Raw genomic sequence first — 18,254 nt, 5'->3', positions numbered from 1 at the left:
CGGTTTAAGCAAGAATAGTTGAGCGATCGCTATGAATATCTTGATTCGATTTCCTATTCAGAATGGCGATAGTAACTTCACCTTCAGACCAACCACCATTATCATCATAAAAGGCGCATGATGTCTTAAGCATAATTAAATCACCACGAGCCGAAAATTTATTAATTCCTAGAGTTCCTTGAAAATTACTAGAGTTAATTGGTTTTTTAAAAGTGCTGAAAAATTTGACAATCAAAAAATCACTTAATTGACGGCGTTTATATATTTCTAAATCCCAATCTTTCATGACATCCAATAACTTATTTTCTACCAAATAAGCTATCATCACATAGAATAATTGGTTATAGCAAATATTAAACTCTACCGAATTAAAATGTCCAGTATCAGCAATATAGCAAGATTCAGGAATCGAAAAATCAGCTTTCAAAAACCATTGTCCTTGATTTACTGGTTCGCAATATTGAAATTGAGCCTTTTTCAGATATTTACAACCTTGTTTATATGGCTCCAAAAAAGTATCTAATAAATTCTGATTTACATCATCTATATTATGAAAATTATGTCTTATATCCATAAATTTGCTAATTATTGAACTCAATGGATTTGTCAGTAAAATTAACTTCTCGTTCGTAGTGAGTACTTTAGTACTCAACTCAATATCAGGATATTAAAGTTAGCTCTTCATCAACAACATAAAATGGTAATCCATCATAAATACCGATACGATAGCTCACACTTTTTTCACCTTCCGGTACTATAGATGCTTTATGATTCAAAGACCTGTTCTCCCACAAAATAATGTCACCCTCTTTCCATACGTGCGTATAAATATGCTCATCACGTTCAATAAATGCAAATAATTCTGGCAAAACTTTTTGATTAATTTCATAATCAAAACCCACAATTCCAGTGGTAAAACCTTGATTCATGTACAATATTTTTTCCTGAGTAACGGGGTGAGTAATAATCGCTGGATGTTTAACAGGCGGAAATTTTTGTTCAAAATCATTCATAATATCAATGATCGCTCTGTCAATATCCCACTCTTGCACTTTATAACGCCATTTAGCTTCATGTATCATGTATTTCCCATCAACATAATCCCGCAAATTAGTAGGCAGATTTTTATAAACTTCCTGCATATCAATGTAGTAAGTTTCTCTCATCGAATTTGGCAAAATCTGCGGATATAACATCGTCAATGGTAGAGGTTCATCCAGAAACGCACAGTCAGTATGCCAATATCTACCAGTTCCTTTGACTCCAAATTTTTTCCCATCTTTAGCAATATTCGCAGACACAAATATTTCGGGATAATCTGGATGATGATAATTATCTTGAGGATAGATTTGTGGCGTTCCTATTTTGCGGGCAAATTCTAAATATTGGTCTTCATTAATATTTTGTTCTCTGAAGACAATCAACTTATGCTCATATACAAGTTGTTTAATTAGTTTAACTTCTGATGGAGTAACGCAAACAACATCTATATCTAAAATTTCTGCACCAATAGATTTTAAAGATGGTAAATTTATTTTCATAATTTCACCGTTATTCAATTAATTTTACCCTTGAAAAAATCTAAAACAAGTCGAATTATTAGCTAATTATTTAAATATTTAAAATGAATATTTATTGAATAAAATCTTGATTGTATAAAGCAAAAATACTATTTTTATGAGTATTTTGCATTATTAAATATCAGATTAAACGTTAAAATTCATTGTGACCAATGCATCCATAACTGTCAAACGACAGGCTGTCAAACATTACAGTTAGTGAACTAATACCTGAGCAAAAAATTTTTACCACAAAACATCAAAAAGCATCACACTTTCTCCTCTACTGAACAAGGTGGAGGTGAGTTGTAAGACAGATTGTCAATTCCATTTTCCAAAATCGAAAATCCAAAATCGATTGACCGACCATTCCGAGCAGGGTATAAGAAAGGGGATTTATCCTGGGAATAAATCCAAAATTGTTTGACTCCTCCTACACCCCACACCCCCACACCCCTTTTCAACCGAGAACACCATTTACGAAAGTATGACAGTTCGTCATTTGACACTGTTACCGCAAAGGCAAACAATTGAGCAACATAAACGCTTGAGTAAATTTGCTACTAATAGCCTAATTTTAGTTAAATTTTCTTGACAATTTGAGATCATTTTTTGGTGTGAGGAGCGAATGAGGAAACTGTATCTACTGGGAAATTTTGGACTAGCTGTAATACTAGCCATATTTATCAATCAACAAGCTTTAGCTACAACAAAAGAAGATAATCAAATTCCCCAACTTTCAGATATTCAGCTTCCTCATAGAACTGTTAAGCAGTGGCTAGCTCAACAAAAGCAGTCTACTATTCCAGTAACAGGGATAAAGTTGAATCAAACAGCTAGTGGATTAGAAGTTATTTTAGAAACAACTGCATCTGACAAATTGCAAGTCACAACTAAAATTGAAGGTAATAACTTTATTGCAAATATTCCCAATGCACAACTGCGTTTAGCAAGTGGTAATACATTCCGTCAAGAAAAGCCAGTTGCGGGAATTACGGAAATAGTGGCGGTGAATCAAGATGCAAATAGTATCCAAATCACCGTAGTGGGAACAACACAGATCCCAAACGTCGAACTGTTTGACAGCGATGAAGGTTTAGTTTTAGGAGTGACACCAACAACACCAGAAACTCAACCGTCAGCCAATAACCAAAAACCCAGCGAACCAGATATTGAACTGACAGTAACCGCGCAGAAGCGCTCAGAAGACGCACAGAATGTACCACTGAGTCTGACGGTGATTCCTCAGCAAGAACTCGAAGATGCTCAAATTAGTTCTTTCAGTGAGATCGCCAATAACACACCCAACTTTAGCTTTTTTCCGACATCTTCCGGGGGTGCGGAATTTAACTACTACAGTATGCGGGGTTTGAGCAACTTTAACTTTCTCGCTAGCCAAGATAGTGTCGCCTTTTATATCGATGATGTTCCGTTTGATTACGGTGGCTTTTTAGACTTGGGTTTGATTGATTTGCAACAGGTAGAAGTACTGCGAGGTCCACAAAGTACGCTTTATGGTAGAAGCAGTCCTGGTGGGGTGGTGAATATCATTTCCCGTCAGCCAACGGATTCTCCTGAAATGCGATTTTCAGCTAGTTACGGCAACTATAATAGCCGGGAAGTGCAACTATCACTGAGCAATGCGGTGATTCCTGACAAGCTTGGGTTTCGATTTGCTGGAGTCTACAGCGGACGAGATGGTTTGGTAGATAATGTCTTTCTTGATCGCACAGTTGGAGAGCGATCGCAACTCGTCGGACGAGCGCAATTCCTTTGGACACCAACACCAGAATGGAACGTATCATTTAACACGTACGCTAATTATACCGATAGTGGTAATCCTACCTTTGTCCCCCGCAACAGTGACGATCCCTTCAAAAGTGAACAAACAGTTGATGGTCACGCGCGAGTCAGTAGTGATACCCAAGCCCTAAAAGTTAACTATGACGGTGCAGGATTCCAAGTTACCTCAATTACAGCACGACGCTTTACCAATCAAGATAACTTTTTAGGAGATAACGTCCCCCAGCGCGACTTTCTGCGGCAGATTGTCGATATAAATTCTACAGTCTGGTCACAGGAAATCCGGTTTCAATCCCCAGAAAGTGCTAATCGCTTACGCTGGCTTTTAGGTGGATACTACGAGTCTCGCGAATTCAATGCCGCCAATGACACAATCGAATACACAGAAACTGGAGCCACAGCTTTTGGCTTATTTTCCCCAGGACGCGATCGCCTTTCCGCAGAACAGTTTCGTAATACCCACGCCGTTTTCGGACAACTAGATTACAAACCAATTGAACCATTGACCCTCTTTGCAGGTCTGCGCTATGAATCTTCTAACCTCTCCCTAGATCGCCGCCGTGTCTATGAAATTCCCAATGGCGGAGTCATCCCTAGCAGTCCCGAACTACGGGGAGCAGATCAAAAAAGCGATGAATGGATTCCTCGGTTTGGCTTGCAATATCAATTCAACCCAAATTTATTGGCCTATGGCACAATCTCCAAAGGTTATCGACCAAGCGGTTTCAACTACCGCGCCGACACAGAAGACACACGCCGATATGGAGAGGAAAAATCTTGGACTTACGAAATCGGTTTAAAATCTTCCTGGCTAGACAATCGCTTAACAGCAAACTTGTCAGTATTTCATACCAATGTTGATGGTTATCAAATCTTACTAGCTGATAACTTCGGATTTTTCCGCAACGTCGCCAATGCTGATGTCAACATCACCGGAGTAGAATTTGAAATTAAAGCCACTCCTGTACAAGGACTAGATTTAATTGGCTCAGTTGGCTATGTAGACAGCAGATTCCAAGATTATACAAATCCATTTACTGGTGCAAATTTTAGTGACAATCGCGTTCCCCTCTCGCCAGAATTTACCTATAATTTAGCAGCTCAATATCGTAGTCCCGGTGGGATTTTTGCTCGTTTAGAATTACGCGGCTACGGGACAAATTATTTTGATGATGCCAATGCAATTAAACAAGATCCCTTCGCATTAGTAAATGCTCGTATTGGTTACGAAGGGCCTAACTACGGCATTTATTTATATGCAAATAACCTATTTGATACTCGCTATATTACTTCTGGATTCTTTTTCCCACCACCAAATGTGACGGCGGGATTTGGTGATCCGGTAACATATGGTGTGCAAGTCCGTGCGAATCTTTGAAACAAAACAAAGAACCCCACCCCGGTTTTGTCTAACGCCAAAACCGCCCCTCCCCCCTTGCGGGGAGGGGATTAAGGGGTGGGATGTATATTCGGTGTGGTTTAAAAAAGGCGTTACCCTGCTTTGTTTTATGCTTTATAAACTGATTTTGCTTGCTACTCTTTATATTTCTCAGTTCATTCCTACCACATTTTTTATTCAGGCATTACCTGTTTTTATGCGACAACAAAATATGTCGCTGAATGTGATTGGATTTTTGGGTTTTTTAATTCTTCCTTCGGGGCTAAAGTTTCTTTGGTCGCCATTAATTGATCGTTACCGTATAGGTAATTTAGGACATTATCGCGGTTGGATTATTTGTTTTCAATTGTTATTAGCAGCAATTATATTTTTTAATGCTTTTATTGATATTCAAAATAACTTGACGGGTTTGCTTATTTGCATGTTTTTGGCGTCTTTGTTCTCTGCTAGCCAAGATATTGCTACTGATGCATTAGCGGTAAATTTGCTCGAACCTCAAGAACGAGGATTAGGTAATGCAATTCAAGCTGGGGGAAATTTTTTCGGAGCAATTATTGGCGGTGGTGGGGCGCTGATTCTGTTGGAAAAAGTGGGATGGCAGTATAGTTTAATTGCTATGTCGGTTTTTATACTGCTCAATTTAATACCAACTTTGCTTTATAGAGAACAAGCGTTAGCAAATTCAAAAGTTAACAAATCCTATTTCCAAATATTTGTTCGCTTTTTCTCTCGCCCAAAAATCCTACCGTGGCTTTTCGTTGTTCTGCTGTATATGGCGGGTGAAAGTATGACGAGTACAATGATTCGTCCGCTTTTGGTAGATAGGGGTTTGTCTTTATCAGACATTGGCTGGTTATTGGGTATAGTTAGCTACAGCGCCCGCATTGCTCTAGCCTTGGTTGCTGGAGTGATAATTACACGTTTGGGACGCAGACAGTCTTTAATTTTGTTTGGACTGGTAGCAGCTTTGACCACACTTTTGTACATCGTACCAGCAATGGGCGTTGCCAGTTTGCCTGTGTTGTATGCAGTGTGCATTCTAGTCAGCGCCACTCAAAGTATGGCTTATACAGCCTTGCTTAGTGCCATGATGGATAAGAGCGATCGCGCAACTGCTGCAACTGATTATACTATTCAAGTTTCGGTTATGTTTTTAGGTGGAATTGCTGCCACGATTCTCAGTGGAATTATTGCTCAACGAGCAGGATACACGGTGATGTTTATCATCAGTGCAGTTGTGAGTTTATTAAGTGTACTTGTGATTCCGAAAGCATACGCTCAAGAAAACATAGAAAACAGATAAAGGCTGTTTTACCCAAACGGTTTTTGGCAAAACCTAATGATTCAATTGGAAGGGTAAAACATCAAAAAGATTTAGGGAATGGGAAAAAACACCACTGCTTTAAAGTTTGTAATCTTACTAGGTTTTGTCAGTTTATGTGCGGATGCTACTTATGAAGGAGCGCGTAGCATTACAGGTGCATATCTCGAAACTTTGGGAGCGAGTGGCACTTTAGTCGGCTTAATCGCTGGATTTGGGGAATTAGTCGGTTACGGTTTGCGTCTTGCTATTGGTTATTTGAGTGACAGAACCCATCAATATTGGAATATTACTACTATTGGTTACTTTGTAAATACAGCTGTCGTCCCTCTTTTAGCTTTCGCAGGTAGATGGGAAGTTGCAGCTGGTTTGATGATTGCTGAACGTACAGGTAAAGCTATTCGCACACCACCCCGCGATGCACTGCTGTCTCACGGTGTCAGCCAAATTGGTAGAGGTTTTGGCTTTGGACTGCATGAAGCGATGGATCAGACTGGTGCAGTTATGGGGCCTTTAGCTGTTGCGGCTGTTTTGTATTTTCAGGGCGGTTATCAAAATAGTTTTCTCATTCTGATTGTGCCAGCAATTTTGGGTTTAATGATGCTATTGGTATTGCCTTATTTATATCCAAACCCCCAAGATTTAGAAGCAGAAACAACTAGCCAACAGCAGGAAGAATTACCACAAGTTTTTTGGATTTATTTGGGTGCTGTCGCCCTTGTAGCAGCTGGATATGCAGACTTTCCCCTCATTGCCTATCATTTACAAAAACAAGAAATTGCTTCTGGGTTAATAATTCCTTTAATTTATGCATTGGCGATGGGCGTTGATGCTATAGCTGCACTGATATTTGGGCGATTATTTGACCGCAGTGGAATATTTATCTTGATTTTGGCAGTGCTGATTTCCTGCTTATTTGCACCATTAACTTTTTCTGGTAACACGAGTTTTGCTCTTACAGGTATGATTTTGTGGGGGATTGGTATGGGCGCTCAAGAATCAATTTTAAAAGCTACCATTGCTGGAATTGTACCAAAATACAAACGGGCTTCTGCTTATGGAATATTCAGTGCTGGCTATGGTTTGGCATGGTTTTTAGGTAGTACTATGATGGGTGTGTTATACGATTGGTCAATTACTGTTTTAATTGGCTTTTCCGTGATTAGTCAACTGTTAGCAATTCCTTTCTTGTTATGGGTAAAGTCGCAAGCAGATATGAATGTGCAGAATGATTAATTTGCTTTTAGAAAACTTTACTTAAGTGATGAATTGTCCTCGATATCGTGATCGTATGTAGAAAATGTCAAAGACTTCCGCATCTTTTCAACCACTCTAATCAAGAACTGCTTCTGTTCTCCTGTCGCTTGCAATTCATCCAGTGCTTTTCGTAAATCAACCGCTTGCTGTTGGGTTTTGGCAAGCAATTCAACTTGCTGAAGTGCTACCCCAAGTTGGGCTGCTATTTGAGTTAGGAATTTAATCTCAGATGAATCCCAGTGACGGGAGGCTGAGTGTTGATAAGCTGCTAACAAACCCCAAAGTTTTTGACCGACAAAAATCGGAGCGATCGCAAAGGCTTTGATCTGAAACTGCTCTAAAATATCAATATGACAGGGAGTAAATTCCATTTGATAAATGTCATCAACGACGCATGTTTGATTGTGGCGATAGCGTCCCCCTTGTGTTTCTTGTAAATAAGTATCATGCCAAATACTATTAATGCCAAGTTTGTCTAAATTTGACCACTCTGGATTAGCTGCTTCAAAACTACCGACAAACTCACCACTCCAATCATTGTTAAAGCGATAAACACTCACGCGATCCGCTTGCAGTAATTGACAAAGTTCTTTGGTAGTCGTTTGAAAAATCGTCGCGAGATCGAGAGAGGCGCGAATTTTTGTCACCACATCTAATAATAACTGCTGTTGTTCTGCTACCTTTTGCAATTCAACAGCCTGTTGTTTTGTTGTTGTAAGTAATTCAGCTTGCTGGAGTGCTACTCCTAGTTGAGCTGCTGTTTGAGTTAGGAAGTGAATGTCAGAAGATTCCCAATGGCGGGGGGCTGAGTGTTGATAAGCTGCTAGCAAACCCCAAAGTTGTTCACCAACAAAAATCGGAGCGATCGCAAAGGCTTTAATCTGATATTGTTCCAAAAGTTGGATATGACATTGCTCAAATTTCATTTGATAAATATCATCCACCGCCAATGTCTGATTATCGCGGTAACGTCCCCCTTGTGTTTGCTGTAAATAAGTATCGTTCCAAACTGTATTAACGCCGAGTTTAGATAAATGTAACCACTCTGGGTTACTCACCTCATAATCACCGACAAACTCACCACCCCAATCACTGTTGAAGCGATACACACTTACACGATCCGCTTGTAATAATTCACAAACTTCTTTGCTCGTCGTTTGAAAAATCGTTTCAATATCAAGAGAGGTTCTGATTTTCGCAATCACCTCTGAGAGAGCTTGTTGTTGTTTGATCGATTGCTCTAAGTTGGTAGTATCTTGTTGAACTGGAGTGCTGGCGTTGGTAACAAGCGTTCGTATTTGTTGAGATTGCTCGTTTTCGTGAATTGCAAAGGCAAATTGTTGACCTAGCTCTCGTGCTAATTCTACTTCTTCGACACTCCACTCACGAGGTTGGGCGGCTTTCGATTCTTGCCAAACTTCAAAGGATTGACGGGGATACAGTTGTCGTCCATCAGGGTCAAATTCACCCGCCCAAAGAATTTTTGTTTCAACTTCGTCCCGAAAAATACTTAAATATCCTAGCAATTCTTGACGATAATTGAGTGGAATCATTAAAATACTGCGAATTTTGGTGGCTCGAAAAGCAACTTGCAAAGTTCGCAAACCAGGAACTTTATAAACGTCTAAAATCGCCCAGATATGATATTTACCAGACTTATAGCGTTCCTGCCAGACGTTATATTGCTCCATATGTCTGTATTTTGCCTGGTCTGGGATCACAGGTTGTTTGCCGTAAGCATAAATTTTGATATGCTCATTATCAAGTTGCAAACAATCCGCAAAGCTTTCCATCACGGCTGGATTTTTAATACAAAGCCTACCACCAGAACCACCAAAAGCAGCAATGGTTTCTGCTAAAGCTGACTGATACTCAATTGTGGGTAATGAATGTAGCAGAGTAGCAATACGTTTGCTGATGATTTCCCTTGTGGCTTTTTCCTTGGCTTGGATAGTCAGAGTACTTTGAGCGATCGCTAAGGAAAGTTGATCAACCACCATTTGTAACACTTCTAATTCTGATTCTGGAATCAAACGAGATTCCGAATCGTGAGATACCAACAGTCCCCAAAGTTGGTTGTGATGCATAATCGGAACTACAACAGAAGACTTAACTCCCATCGCCGTTAAATACTCCACATGACAAGGATCTACCGGACGGTAAAAGTCTTGTTCAGAAAAATTTTCTGCGTCTTCCAAATCTTCACATAGGGGTATGCGACCAATTTGTTGACTATCAACATTCACTATTGAGCGCACCCGTGAATTGATAAATAGTTCTCTAGCTTCCGGCGGAATATCATCTGCGGGAAAATTTAAACCTAGTAGCGAAGGTAACTTATTACTATCCACAGATTCCGCAATCACTTGACCGCTTTGATCCGGATGGAATTTATAAATCTTGACGCGATCGCTTTCAAGAAATGAGCGTAATTCTGCTACCGTTGTTGTCAAAACATCTTGCAATTCTGAAGAAAGACGAATACGGTTGGCAATCCGAAGCCGTAGGGTTTCTGGCTTGATAATAACCTGCATGTGTTAAAAAAAATGACGTATTAGTTGTGATTAAGAGAAAGTTAAGTAACAGTGTATAATCATATATACTGCATCAATAAAACTTAGTTTTAATTTATACGAAAGTTAATATAATTTTTATTGAAACATAATAGCAATTTAGTGTATCTACTATGTCATTAAGAAATATTAATTAAGAACTGCTGACCAATGATTCCAAAATCGGATGACCTGCATTGTTAATGTATCGACCTGCATTGTTAATGTATCGACCTACATTGTTAATGTATCGACCTACATTGTTAATGTATCGACCTGCATTGTTAATGTATCGACCTGCATTGTTAATGTATCGACCTACATTGTTAATGCAACCGTCTGTACAGTTTATTTAAGAACATCTTCATATTGACAGACCCAGTTTCCCGACAATTTATGCGGATGTAGCTGGTGAATCATGGGTCTAATCCCTCAACCCAACGATTTTATAGGTTTTTCGAGACAAAATTTAGCGTGCGATCGCGTCTTTACCAAAAATACAGCAGGGAACAGGGAACTCTAAACAGTGAACAGAGTTGAAAGTTTTTTGGTATATGGCTTTTTTTTAAATTTGTACCTCATTTACCTGAAAACTGCTGTATGTTGCAATCATTATAGGACTTACGCAAAAAACCTCTCAAACTCTCATTCCTCTGTGTACTCTGCGTCTCTGTGGTTTATTTTTCTGTGACCCGTGCGTAAGTCCTGACGCTTACTAATGACAAAGGACAAATGACAAATGACGATCCTCACGAATTAGCTTTATTTGTGCGACTTACTGAATTGCAAAATTATTGATGAAGTGGGGATTACCCACCTCTAAAAATTAACTATTTACAGCCTCAGCAAAGCGAATTTTCAAATAATCATCTTCCATTTTTGCCCCTGCTGGTTGCAGTGTAGCTAATGCTTGTGGCAAAACTAAATTTCGGCGATGATTACCAATAGTAATATTTAATTCATCACCTGTTTTACTAAGTTGAACTTGGTTTTTCGGAATTCCTGGTAAATACAACTCCAAGCTGTATTGATTGTGATCTTGTACAACTCTAATCGTGTTTTCTTTGTAATAAACCTGACTGGGGTCTTCATCTTTATAGAGAGTTTCCTTTAATCGTTCTAGGGCTGCTAAACCACACATTTCTTCAGAAAACAGAGGAACTTCTTTCACAGGTAAAGGATGAAAATTGTCGTGAATTTCCTGACGATATTGCTGTTGATTTTCTTTCCATTTCTGAAAGAATGAGTCTTGGACTTCGTTAGGAATAATGCGATTTGCGACAACTAAATCGGTCGCAACATTATATAAACTCAAGTAAGCATGGGCGCGAAGAGATTCTTTAATTACCATTTTTTCCGGGTTGGTAATCAGACGCACTGAGGTTTGATTATTGTCAGTTAAGACTTTTTCAAGCGCTTCTATTTGTTGATAAAACTCATAAGGTGCATCCATCACTTCTTTATCTGGTAAAGAAAAACCAGCAATAGGTTTAAACAAAGGTTCAACCAGAGGTCTCAGAGCAACAGAAATATTTTGAAACGGTTTGTAAAAACGGCGCATATACCAACCACCGACCTCTGGTAAACTCAGCAGTCGCAACGCTGTACCTGTTGGAGCGGAGTCAATAATCAAAACATCAAAATCGCCTTCATCGTAATGGCGTTTCATTCTTACCAAGCTAAAAATCTCATCCATTCCTGGTAAGATAGCTAACTCTTCCGCTTGTACTCCATCCAAACCTCGCGCTTGTAAAACTTGAGTGATGTAGCGCTTGACAGCACCCCAATTACCCTCTAATTCTTGTAGCGCATCTAGTTCCGCACCCCACAAGTTTGGGCGAATTTTCCGAGGAGCGTGTTCTAGTTCCAAATCAAAACTATCAGCTAAAGAGTGAGCGGGGTCTGTACTCAAAACCAGGGTACGATAACCAAGTTCTGCACAACGCAATCCAGTAGCAGCAGCTACGGAAGTTTTACCTACACCACCTTTCCCGGTCATTAAAATTACGCGCATGGATGATTCTGCTTTATCTGAGAGGTTTTTACATTTATTTACATTATCGATTGTTTAGCAGAGAAATGTTGTTTGATCACATCTAGACGCGAACAATTCCAATAATCTATGTGAGAAGCGATTAAACCATCAGAGTTGAGACGTAATTCACTCCAACCAGGGATAGAAATGCGTGGTTTCCAGGGAAGCGGAGTATTCCAACTGAGTGTCCACTTAGTTGTAATTGTGTCTCCCTCTTTTTGAATATCATGCAAATCCATTTTGGGATTTAGAAAAAAAGTCTCAATAAATTTAATCATCAGCTTGTATAGCTGAATACCCCGAAATTTAAATACTTGGTCTTGAAAATAAACCTCTTCAGCGTAGATACTGTAAGTTTGATTTGCTGGAAATCTTTGATAATCTTCTTTCAGGATTTGAATGATATCCATAGTTCAGTACACAGCCTGATGTGACAATCCTTTATTTTGAGATTACCTCAAATCCCCAAATAGTTCATGCTTGCTCGTGAACAACAAAATCCCCGACTTCGCATGAATGGTCGGGGATGTACCAATACGGTTCGGATAAGACAAATCGATTGGCATTTAAATCCTGTAGAGACGCGATATATCGCGTCTCTACATATCCAAAATTATGACGAAAAATTCTTAACCGAACCGTATTGGGGGATGTACTAGTGGTCTGACAACCTAACTTTGAGGGGTAAAGGAATGTAGACGCGACAGCGGCTTGCCGTAGGCTACCGCCAAGGCGCCTTAGACGCGCAAGCGGCTACCTGCGGAAGCCACTACGTGTCTACCGTAAGGTAGTACGCCAAGAGAAGAGGAAAAGAAGGTGAATCTAAAATTGGTTTACCTAGCAAAGTTGGCTTGACGGACTACTAGTGGTCTTGCAAGTCATCTTTGCCGAGTAAACCAATTTCTCATCTTATCCTCTCCTCCTCTTCCTCTGCGTTCTCTCTCTTGAAAAGCTTTGATCGCCGGAAGCCGGCGCTCAAACTTTTCGCTGCTTCCTCTGCGGTTTTTTATTTAACCCCTCAAAGTTAGGTTGTCAGAGTACTAGCTCTCTCAATATTTACAACTCATCAATTCCCATCGATTTTCACAGCATCTTGAACCTTCCGTTTTTGTAAGAAGCCAGACATAAACGGACGCTCAAAGATTAAATAGAAAATATAGGCAATCAATAATGATAGTGACAAACCAGTTGTATAGAAAATAATCTCTCTTTGGAGAGGGGTAAATTGTAAAGCATGTAGATATTGATTGAGAACAGTTAAAACTATAGAGTGCATTAAATATAAGCTGTAAGAAAATGTTCCTAGTGCGATCGCGCCAGGAGATTGCAAAATTTTTAATACTAAAGGTGGTGTTTTCTCTTCTACTATGCAGTTAGTACAATAGACTAACAAACACGCAGCAGCTAAACCAACACACAATTCATTTACCCATATTTCTAAGCCAAATTTTTGCAACATATCAGCTAATAAAGCTATCCCAAAAAACATTGCGGCTAGTAAACCCCACGGTAGTGATTTTCTGATTCTTTGCAAATAGTGTTTTTGAGAAAATCCAATATCTGCTGCCATCATTCCTAAAGCAAACAAACCAAGATACCATGTATGCGCTCTACCGATTAATCCATGAGATAAATAATAAGGCAATAATCCTAATAAAAAAGCCAAACTAATCACTAAAAACCAGCCGAAACGCCGCCATATAGGCAGTAAAATCAGAGGAAATAAGAAGTAAATTTGCCATTCGGTAGCAACACTCCACATTGGCCCGTTGATTTTATAAATTTCATCATTGGGAATAAGATTGTGAATTAAAAATAGATGACAAACAACATCAAAAAGTGAAAAGTTATGCTCAAAATGTCCCCAAATGTTATTATTCCAATACAAAAAGTGAAGATTAATTAAAATTGTGAGTAATATCCCTACAATTAGTGACAATATCAATGCCGAATAATATGGTGGCAATATTCGACGCGCTCGTCGCTTTATATAATTCAATAAACCACCGGAAATATAGCCCGTTTGAGAACGAGCTACTGGCAGCATTAAACAGTATCCTGAAAGGACAATAAATATAGCTACACTAAAAAGTCCATATCTAAAAATTTTGCTAAAATTCAGCCATATCCCTGGTAAATCATGTCCTTGTAATTCCCATAGATGGGAAAAAACCACGTATAAAGCTGCCAAACCACGTAAACCATCTAGATAATGAAGATGTACTCTCTTCTCGTGGGTCTTATCTGTTAATTTACTCATTTAATCAACTTTATTTTCGTTATTTTGAGATTTACTCAATATTACTCATGTTTTTTGTATTTAGCTTATAAAAAATGCTTATCTTCAATTAAGAATTGGTTAAATCGCGATCGCAACATTTAGAGTCAAAAACTTTTAAGATTAAAAATATATAAAAAGCAAAAAATACTTATTAAAAATTATACAGATGCAATATTTTATGCTCTAAGTAGAGTCAATCCAAAATCCAAAATCTAAAATCGAATGGCTATTGAACACAGACCCCCACCAAAATATCCCAGAGTTGAATTTGGGCGACGAATTATGGCATTTGGGATTGATTTTTTGATTGTTTGGTCAGTAAGCTCTTTGTTAGGAAGTAGTGCGCTTGGGATTCAATTTCTCCAAATACTAGTTTTTGCGATCGCTTGGCTGGTGTTACGAGTATTAGTTGTGTATAACAACCAGGGACAAAGTTTAGGTCAGTATGCTCTGGATATGAGAGTACTGGAAGTTGAACGGGGAAAAGTCCCAGATTTACAAGCTCTTTTGAAACGAGAAGCGATCATTGGTTTAGGTGCGCTTTTACTTGCGATCGCCTTCAGCAATATTATCCGCAATCCCACTGCTATACTGCTAATACTTCCCTTAGCCATCGATTGTGGTACAGCTGCATCTGACAACCAGCTGCGGCAAGCTTTGCATGACCGCTATGCTAAGACTATAATCGTTTCGGCAAGTCGTGGCTATTCGCTAGATATAAAAGTCAAGCGAATGCTTGAAACTTTGCAACGAAATGTGCGAAGATAGATATTTGTGTTAATTATTCTCAGGCTTAATTGTTTGTAAAATTATGGCTAAGGCTAAAGGTGTCCGAATCATACTGACACTGGAATGTACGGAGTGCCGTACAAATCCAGATAAACGCTCTCCAGGTGTTTCACGTTATACCTCGACTAAGAACCGTCGTAACACCACCAATCGCTTAGAACTCAAAAAGTTCTGCACTCACTGCAACAAACATACCGTTCATAAGGAAATTAAATAGGCAACCATGAGTTATTACCGTCGTCGTTTGTCTCCGATTAAGCCGGGAGAACCAATTGACTACAAAGATGTAGACCTGCTGCGTAAATTTATTACCGAGCGCGGTAAAATATTACCTCGTCGAATCACTGGATTGACATGTCAGCAACAGCGAGCGTTAACATTAGCGATTAAACGCGCTAGAATTTTGGCTTTGTTGCCGTTTATCAATGCAGAAGGCTAAGTATAATCATAATTTTTGGATTTTGGATTTTAGAGCAATCAGCTGAGTTTACGTAGCATTGCACTTGGCGTTTCTGAGTCCAAAATCTAAAATCTAAGAAAGTTAAGTGTAAAATCGGTTGAGTCAAGCTTAAAATCAATTAGATTTAGGATTTAATAGCAAGTTATTTCATCCAAAATCTAAAACCAAAAATCTAAAATTTTAATTAAGATGCGAGGCTTGTGGAGAAGGGGACGCTAGTTGAATTTAGACTTCAAGGCGATCGCCGTTTGGGTGTGGTAGATCGTCCAGACGGTAAAACCCGTTGGTTCGTCATCGATGAACGGGGTCAATCTCACAGTCTCGCGCCTAGACAAATCACCTACACAGTCAACGGACAAAGCTATAAATCCTCACAAATTGCTAGTTTTTTAGAAGAAATCAAGCCTTACTTAGATCCATCAAGTTTAGAAGTAGCTTGGGAACTACTAGTAGAGGATGGGGAAACAGTAACGCCACAAGCGATGGCAAATCTACTGTTTTCGGGTTCACAAGCACCTCAGTGTTACGCTGCTTATTGCTTGCTATCAGACGATAAAATCTATTTCAAGCAAAAAGGAGACTCTTACGAACCCCGCACAGCAGCTCAGGTAGCAGAACGCAAACACCAACTAGAAGTAGAAGCGCTCAAAGCAAAAGGACAACAAGAATTTTTAACTCGTGTCGAGCAAGCGCTCAAAGGTGAAGCAGTCGAGTGGCAAAGACATGACCGCCACCGCTTAGAAGCTTTAGAAAAATATGCCGCACTGCTTGCCGATATTGTGCGTGTAGGGTTAAGTTATGACTCACTGGCTCGTGCCTATCCGCCGCCAGCACCAGTCCTGGAAACGATGAACATGCTAGGACGTTCTGCAACACCCCAAGGAGCCTTGCAATTATTGGTAGACTTGGGTTGGTGGAGTCCTCATGAAAATTTATTTCTGCGTCGTTCCTCAATTCCAGTTCAATTTCCTCCAAAGGTACTAGAAGTGTCGCAACAGCGATGGCAATCACCCCCACCTGATCCAGATTCTAACCGCTTAGATCTGACCTATCTCAAAGTGTACACAATTGATGATGAAAGTACTACAGAAATAGATGATGGTTTGAGTTGGGAGAAACTTCCAGATGGGCGGGAAAAATTGTGGGTGCATATCGCTGACCCAACACGCTTTTTGATGCCAGAAGACGAGTTAGACTTAGAAGCCAGAAAGCGGGGTAGCACAGTTTATTTACCTACTGGTATGGTACCCATGTTTCCAGAAATATTGGCAACTGGACCGATGAGTTTGGTGCAAGGACAAGTTTGCTGTGCTTTGAGCTTTGGAATCATTTTAGATACATCTGGGGCGGTAGAAGATTACGACATTCATGCCAGTTTGATTAAACCGACTTATCGCCTCACCTACGAAGACGTAGACGAAGTGTTAGACTTAGGCGTGCAGGCGGAACCAGAAATTGCAGCGATCGCCAAATGGGCAAATCAGCGTAAAACTTGGAGATATGCCCAAGGAGCCATCAGCATTAATATGCCGGAGGCGATGATTAAAGTCAAAGAAGACGACATTAACATCTATGTTTTAGACGACTCTCTCTCCAGGCAACTAGTAGCAGAGATGATGATACTAGCTGGTGAAGTTGCTGCCCGTTATGGTCAAGTTCATAAAATTCCACTACCTTTTCGTGGTCAACCCCAACCAGAATTACCCCCCGAACAAGAATTACTCCAACTACCAGCAGGTTTTGTCCGAGCCTGTGCTATGCGTCGTTGTATGCCTAAGAGTGAAATGAGCATAACACCAGTGCGTCATGCTGGTTTAGGCTTAGATACTTATACTCAAGCTACCTCTCCTATTCGCCGCTACAGCGACTTGCTCACCCATTTTCAGATCAAAGCACATCTGCGCGGAGATATTCTCCCCTTTTCTGCCGAACAGCTCAAAGAAGTAATGATGACTGTCAGCACCATCACCCAAGAAGTAACAATGGTAGAACGGCAGACTAACAGATATTGGGCATTAGAGTACTTGCGCCGTTGTACAGATAACGTTTGGCACGCCACAGTATTGATGTGGTTGAGAGAAGATAGTGGTTTAGCACTCATTCTTTTGGAAGATTTGGGTTTGCAGTTGCCAATGTCCTTTCGGCGTACTTTAAAATTGGGTGAACAAGTTGCAGTGAAAGTTTCCCACGCTGACCCACAAAAAGATGTAATTCAATTTCAGGAAGTAATTTATCAAGAAGCCTAAGCAGCAATGACATGTGCTTCCACATCACAACATAAACTAACGATGTAGCTAACAATAAAAATGATAAAATAAATTAGTTTGCAATTAACTCATACACAAATGTATCTGAAGTGCAAACAAAACATAAAGTTTTCAAACATCTGAGCAATTTTTGCCAAGATGCGTTATCATGTGTTTTTCTGAGCAAAAAAATCCCCTAGTAGCCGACAGCTATCAAGGGGAGCGAGTTATCAGGGTGCATCTACCACTAATATGTTCTGAGAAAAACCAGTATGCTCCGGATAAATTTGTGCAGAAATTTGGCTACATGTTTGTTTCTGTACATAAAAAAATCCCCTAGTAGCCGACAGCTATCAAGGGGAGCGAGTTATCAGGGTGCATCTACCATTAATATGTTCTGAGAAAAACCAGTATGCTCCGGATAAATTTGTGCAGAAATTTGGCTACATGTTTGTTTCTGTACATAAAAAAAATCCCCTAGTAGCCGACAGCTATCAAGGGGAGTTTGTTATCAGGGTGCATCTACCATTAATATGTTCTAAGACAAACCAG

The 18,254-nt window shown here is 39.7% G+C and carries 13 protein-coding genes; 7 read left to right on the top strand and 6 right to left on the bottom strand.

Translation table 11 applies throughout. From position 1 onward, the window contains the following. Positions 1 to 4: 4 nt before the first annotated feature. A complete protein-coding gene (locus tag B4U84_RS07355) occupies positions 5 to 574 on the bottom strand; it encodes an FcoT family thioesterase (protein ID WP_131116540.1) in 570 nt (189 codons plus the stop codon). An 85-nt stretch (positions 575 to 659) separates the two neighbouring features. After that, positions 660 to 1,559, bottom strand: coding sequence for a TauD/TfdA family dioxygenase (locus B4U84_RS07350; protein ID WP_242677561.1), 900 nt, complete (start codon positions 1,557 to 1,559; stop codon positions 660 to 662). Positions 1,560 to 2,187: 628 nt separating this feature from the next. Here B4U84_RS07350 and B4U84_RS07345 point away from each other — a divergent pair. The 3 genes from B4U84_RS07345 (at position 2,188) to B4U84_RS07335 (ending at position 7,318) form a co-directional block, all read left to right on the top strand. Next, a complete protein-coding gene (locus B4U84_RS07345) occupies positions 2,188 to 4,740 on the top strand; it encodes a TonB-dependent receptor domain-containing protein (protein ID WP_131116537.1) in 2,553 nt (850 codons plus the stop codon). Between the two features lie 130 nt (positions 4,741 to 4,870). Continuing rightward, the gene (schE, locus tag B4U84_RS07340) at positions 4,871 to 6,064 is read left to right on the top strand and encodes a schizokinen exporter SchE (protein WP_131116535.1); all 1,194 of its coding nucleotides are present in this window, start codon (positions 4,871 to 4,873) and stop codon (positions 6,062 to 6,064) included. A 78-nt stretch (positions 6,065 to 6,142) separates the two neighbouring features. After that, on the top strand, positions 6,143 to 7,318 hold the full coding sequence (locus B4U84_RS07335) for an MFS transporter (RefSeq protein ID WP_017308922.1): 1,176 nt from the start codon (positions 6,143 to 6,145) through the stop codon (positions 7,316 to 7,318). Between the two features lie 17 nt (positions 7,319 to 7,335). Here B4U84_RS07335 and B4U84_RS07330 read toward each other — a convergent pair whose 3' ends face one another. The 4 genes from B4U84_RS07330 to B4U84_RS07315 all read right to left on the bottom strand — a co-directional run bounded on the left by B4U84_RS07330 (position 7,336) and on the right by B4U84_RS07315 (position 14,186). Further along, the gene (locus tag B4U84_RS07330; protein WP_044450759.1) at positions 7,336 to 9,873 is read right to left on the bottom strand and encodes a GAF domain-containing protein; all 2,538 of its coding nucleotides are present in this window, start codon (positions 9,871 to 9,873) and stop codon (positions 7,336 to 7,338) included. Between the two features lie 844 nt (positions 9,874 to 10,717). Next, positions 10,718 to 11,905: a TRC40/GET3/ArsA family transport-energizing ATPase gene (locus tag B4U84_RS07325; RefSeq protein WP_131116531.1), complete on the bottom strand. Its 1,188-nt coding sequence runs from the start codon at positions 11,903 to 11,905 to the stop codon at positions 10,718 to 10,720. A 38-nt stretch (positions 11,906 to 11,943) separates the two neighbouring features. Beyond that, positions 11,944 to 12,336 (bottom strand): C6orf136 family protein, encoded by a 393-nt coding sequence (locus B4U84_RS07320; RefSeq protein ID WP_044450756.1) that lies wholly within the window; start codon positions 12,334 to 12,336, stop codon positions 11,944 to 11,946. Positions 12,337 to 12,992: 656 nt separating this feature from the next. Then, positions 12,993 to 14,186, bottom strand: coding sequence for an acyltransferase family protein (locus B4U84_RS07315; protein ID WP_131116529.1), 1,194 nt, complete (start codon positions 14,184 to 14,186; stop codon positions 12,993 to 12,995). A gap of 243 nt (positions 14,187 to 14,429) precedes the next feature. On the opposite strand from B4U84_RS07315, the gene B4U84_RS07310 reads away from it, so the two are divergent. The 4 genes from B4U84_RS07310 (at position 14,430) to B4U84_RS07295 (ending at position 17,702) form a co-directional block, all read left to right on the top strand. Continuing rightward, positions 14,430 to 14,975: an RDD family protein gene (locus tag B4U84_RS07310; RefSeq protein ID WP_131116526.1), complete on the top strand. Its 546-nt coding sequence runs from the start codon at positions 14,430 to 14,432 to the stop codon at positions 14,973 to 14,975. A 43-nt stretch (positions 14,976 to 15,018) separates the two neighbouring features. Next, positions 15,019 to 15,213: a 50S ribosomal protein L33 gene (gene rpmG / locus B4U84_RS07305; protein WP_071524727.1), complete on the top strand. Its 195-nt coding sequence runs from the start codon at positions 15,019 to 15,021 to the stop codon at positions 15,211 to 15,213. Between the two features lie 6 nt (positions 15,214 to 15,219). Next, on the top strand, positions 15,220 to 15,435 hold the full coding sequence (gene rpsR, locus B4U84_RS07300) for a 30S ribosomal protein S18 (protein ID WP_131116523.1): 216 nt from the start codon (positions 15,220 to 15,222) through the stop codon (positions 15,433 to 15,435). A gap of 221 nt (positions 15,436 to 15,656) precedes the next feature. Then, positions 15,657 to 17,702 carry a ribonuclease catalytic domain-containing protein gene (locus B4U84_RS07295; protein WP_131116520.1) on the top strand — a complete coding sequence of 682 codons (2,046 nt, stop codon included), beginning with the start codon at positions 15,657 to 15,659 and terminating at the stop codon, positions 17,700 to 17,702. Positions 17,703 to 18,254: the final 552 nt, after the last annotated feature.

Source organism: Westiellopsis prolifica IICB1 (assembly GCF_004323185.1).
GTDB classification, from domain to species: Bacteria; Cyanobacteriota; Cyanobacteriia; order Cyanobacteriales; family Nostocaceae; genus Pelatocladus; species Pelatocladus prolificus_A.
This window is presented reverse-complemented; position numbering and strand designations above follow the sequence as displayed.

Coding starts and splice junctions, on each gene's coding strand:
- B4U84_RS07355 (WP_131116540.1), bottom strand. CDS start 574: ATGGATATAAGACATAATTTTCATAATATAGATGATGTAAATCAGAAT.
- B4U84_RS07345 (WP_131116537.1), top strand. CDS start 2,188: ATGAGGAAACTGTATCTACTGGGAAATTTTGGACTAGCTGTAATACTA.
- schE (WP_131116535.1), top strand. CDS start 4,871: ATGCTTTATAAACTGATTTTGCTTGCTACTCTTTATATTTCTCAGTTC.
- B4U84_RS07335 (WP_017308922.1), top strand. CDS start 6,143: ATGGGAAAAAACACCACTGCTTTAAAGTTTGTAATCTTACTAGGTTTT.
- B4U84_RS07330 (WP_044450759.1), bottom strand. CDS start 9,873: ATGCAGGTTATTATCAAGCCAGAAACCCTACGGCTTCGGATTGCCAAC.
- B4U84_RS07325 (WP_131116531.1), bottom strand. CDS start 11,905: ATGCGCGTAATTTTAATGACCGGGAAAGGTGGTGTAGGTAAAACTTCC.
- B4U84_RS07320 (WP_044450756.1), bottom strand. CDS start 12,336: ATGGATATCATTCAAATCCTGAAAGAAGATTATCAAAGATTTCCAGCA.
- B4U84_RS07315 (WP_131116529.1), bottom strand. CDS start 14,186: ATGAGTAAATTAACAGATAAGACCCACGAGAAGAGAGTACATCTTCAT.
- B4U84_RS07310 (WP_131116526.1), top strand. CDS start 14,430: ATGGCTATTGAACACAGACCCCCACCAAAATATCCCAGAGTTGAATTT.
- rpmG (WP_071524727.1), top strand. CDS start 15,019: ATGGCTAAGGCTAAAGGTGTCCGAATCATACTGACACTGGAATGTACG.
- rpsR (WP_131116523.1), top strand. CDS start 15,220: ATGAGTTATTACCGTCGTCGTTTGTCTCCGATTAAGCCGGGAGAACCA.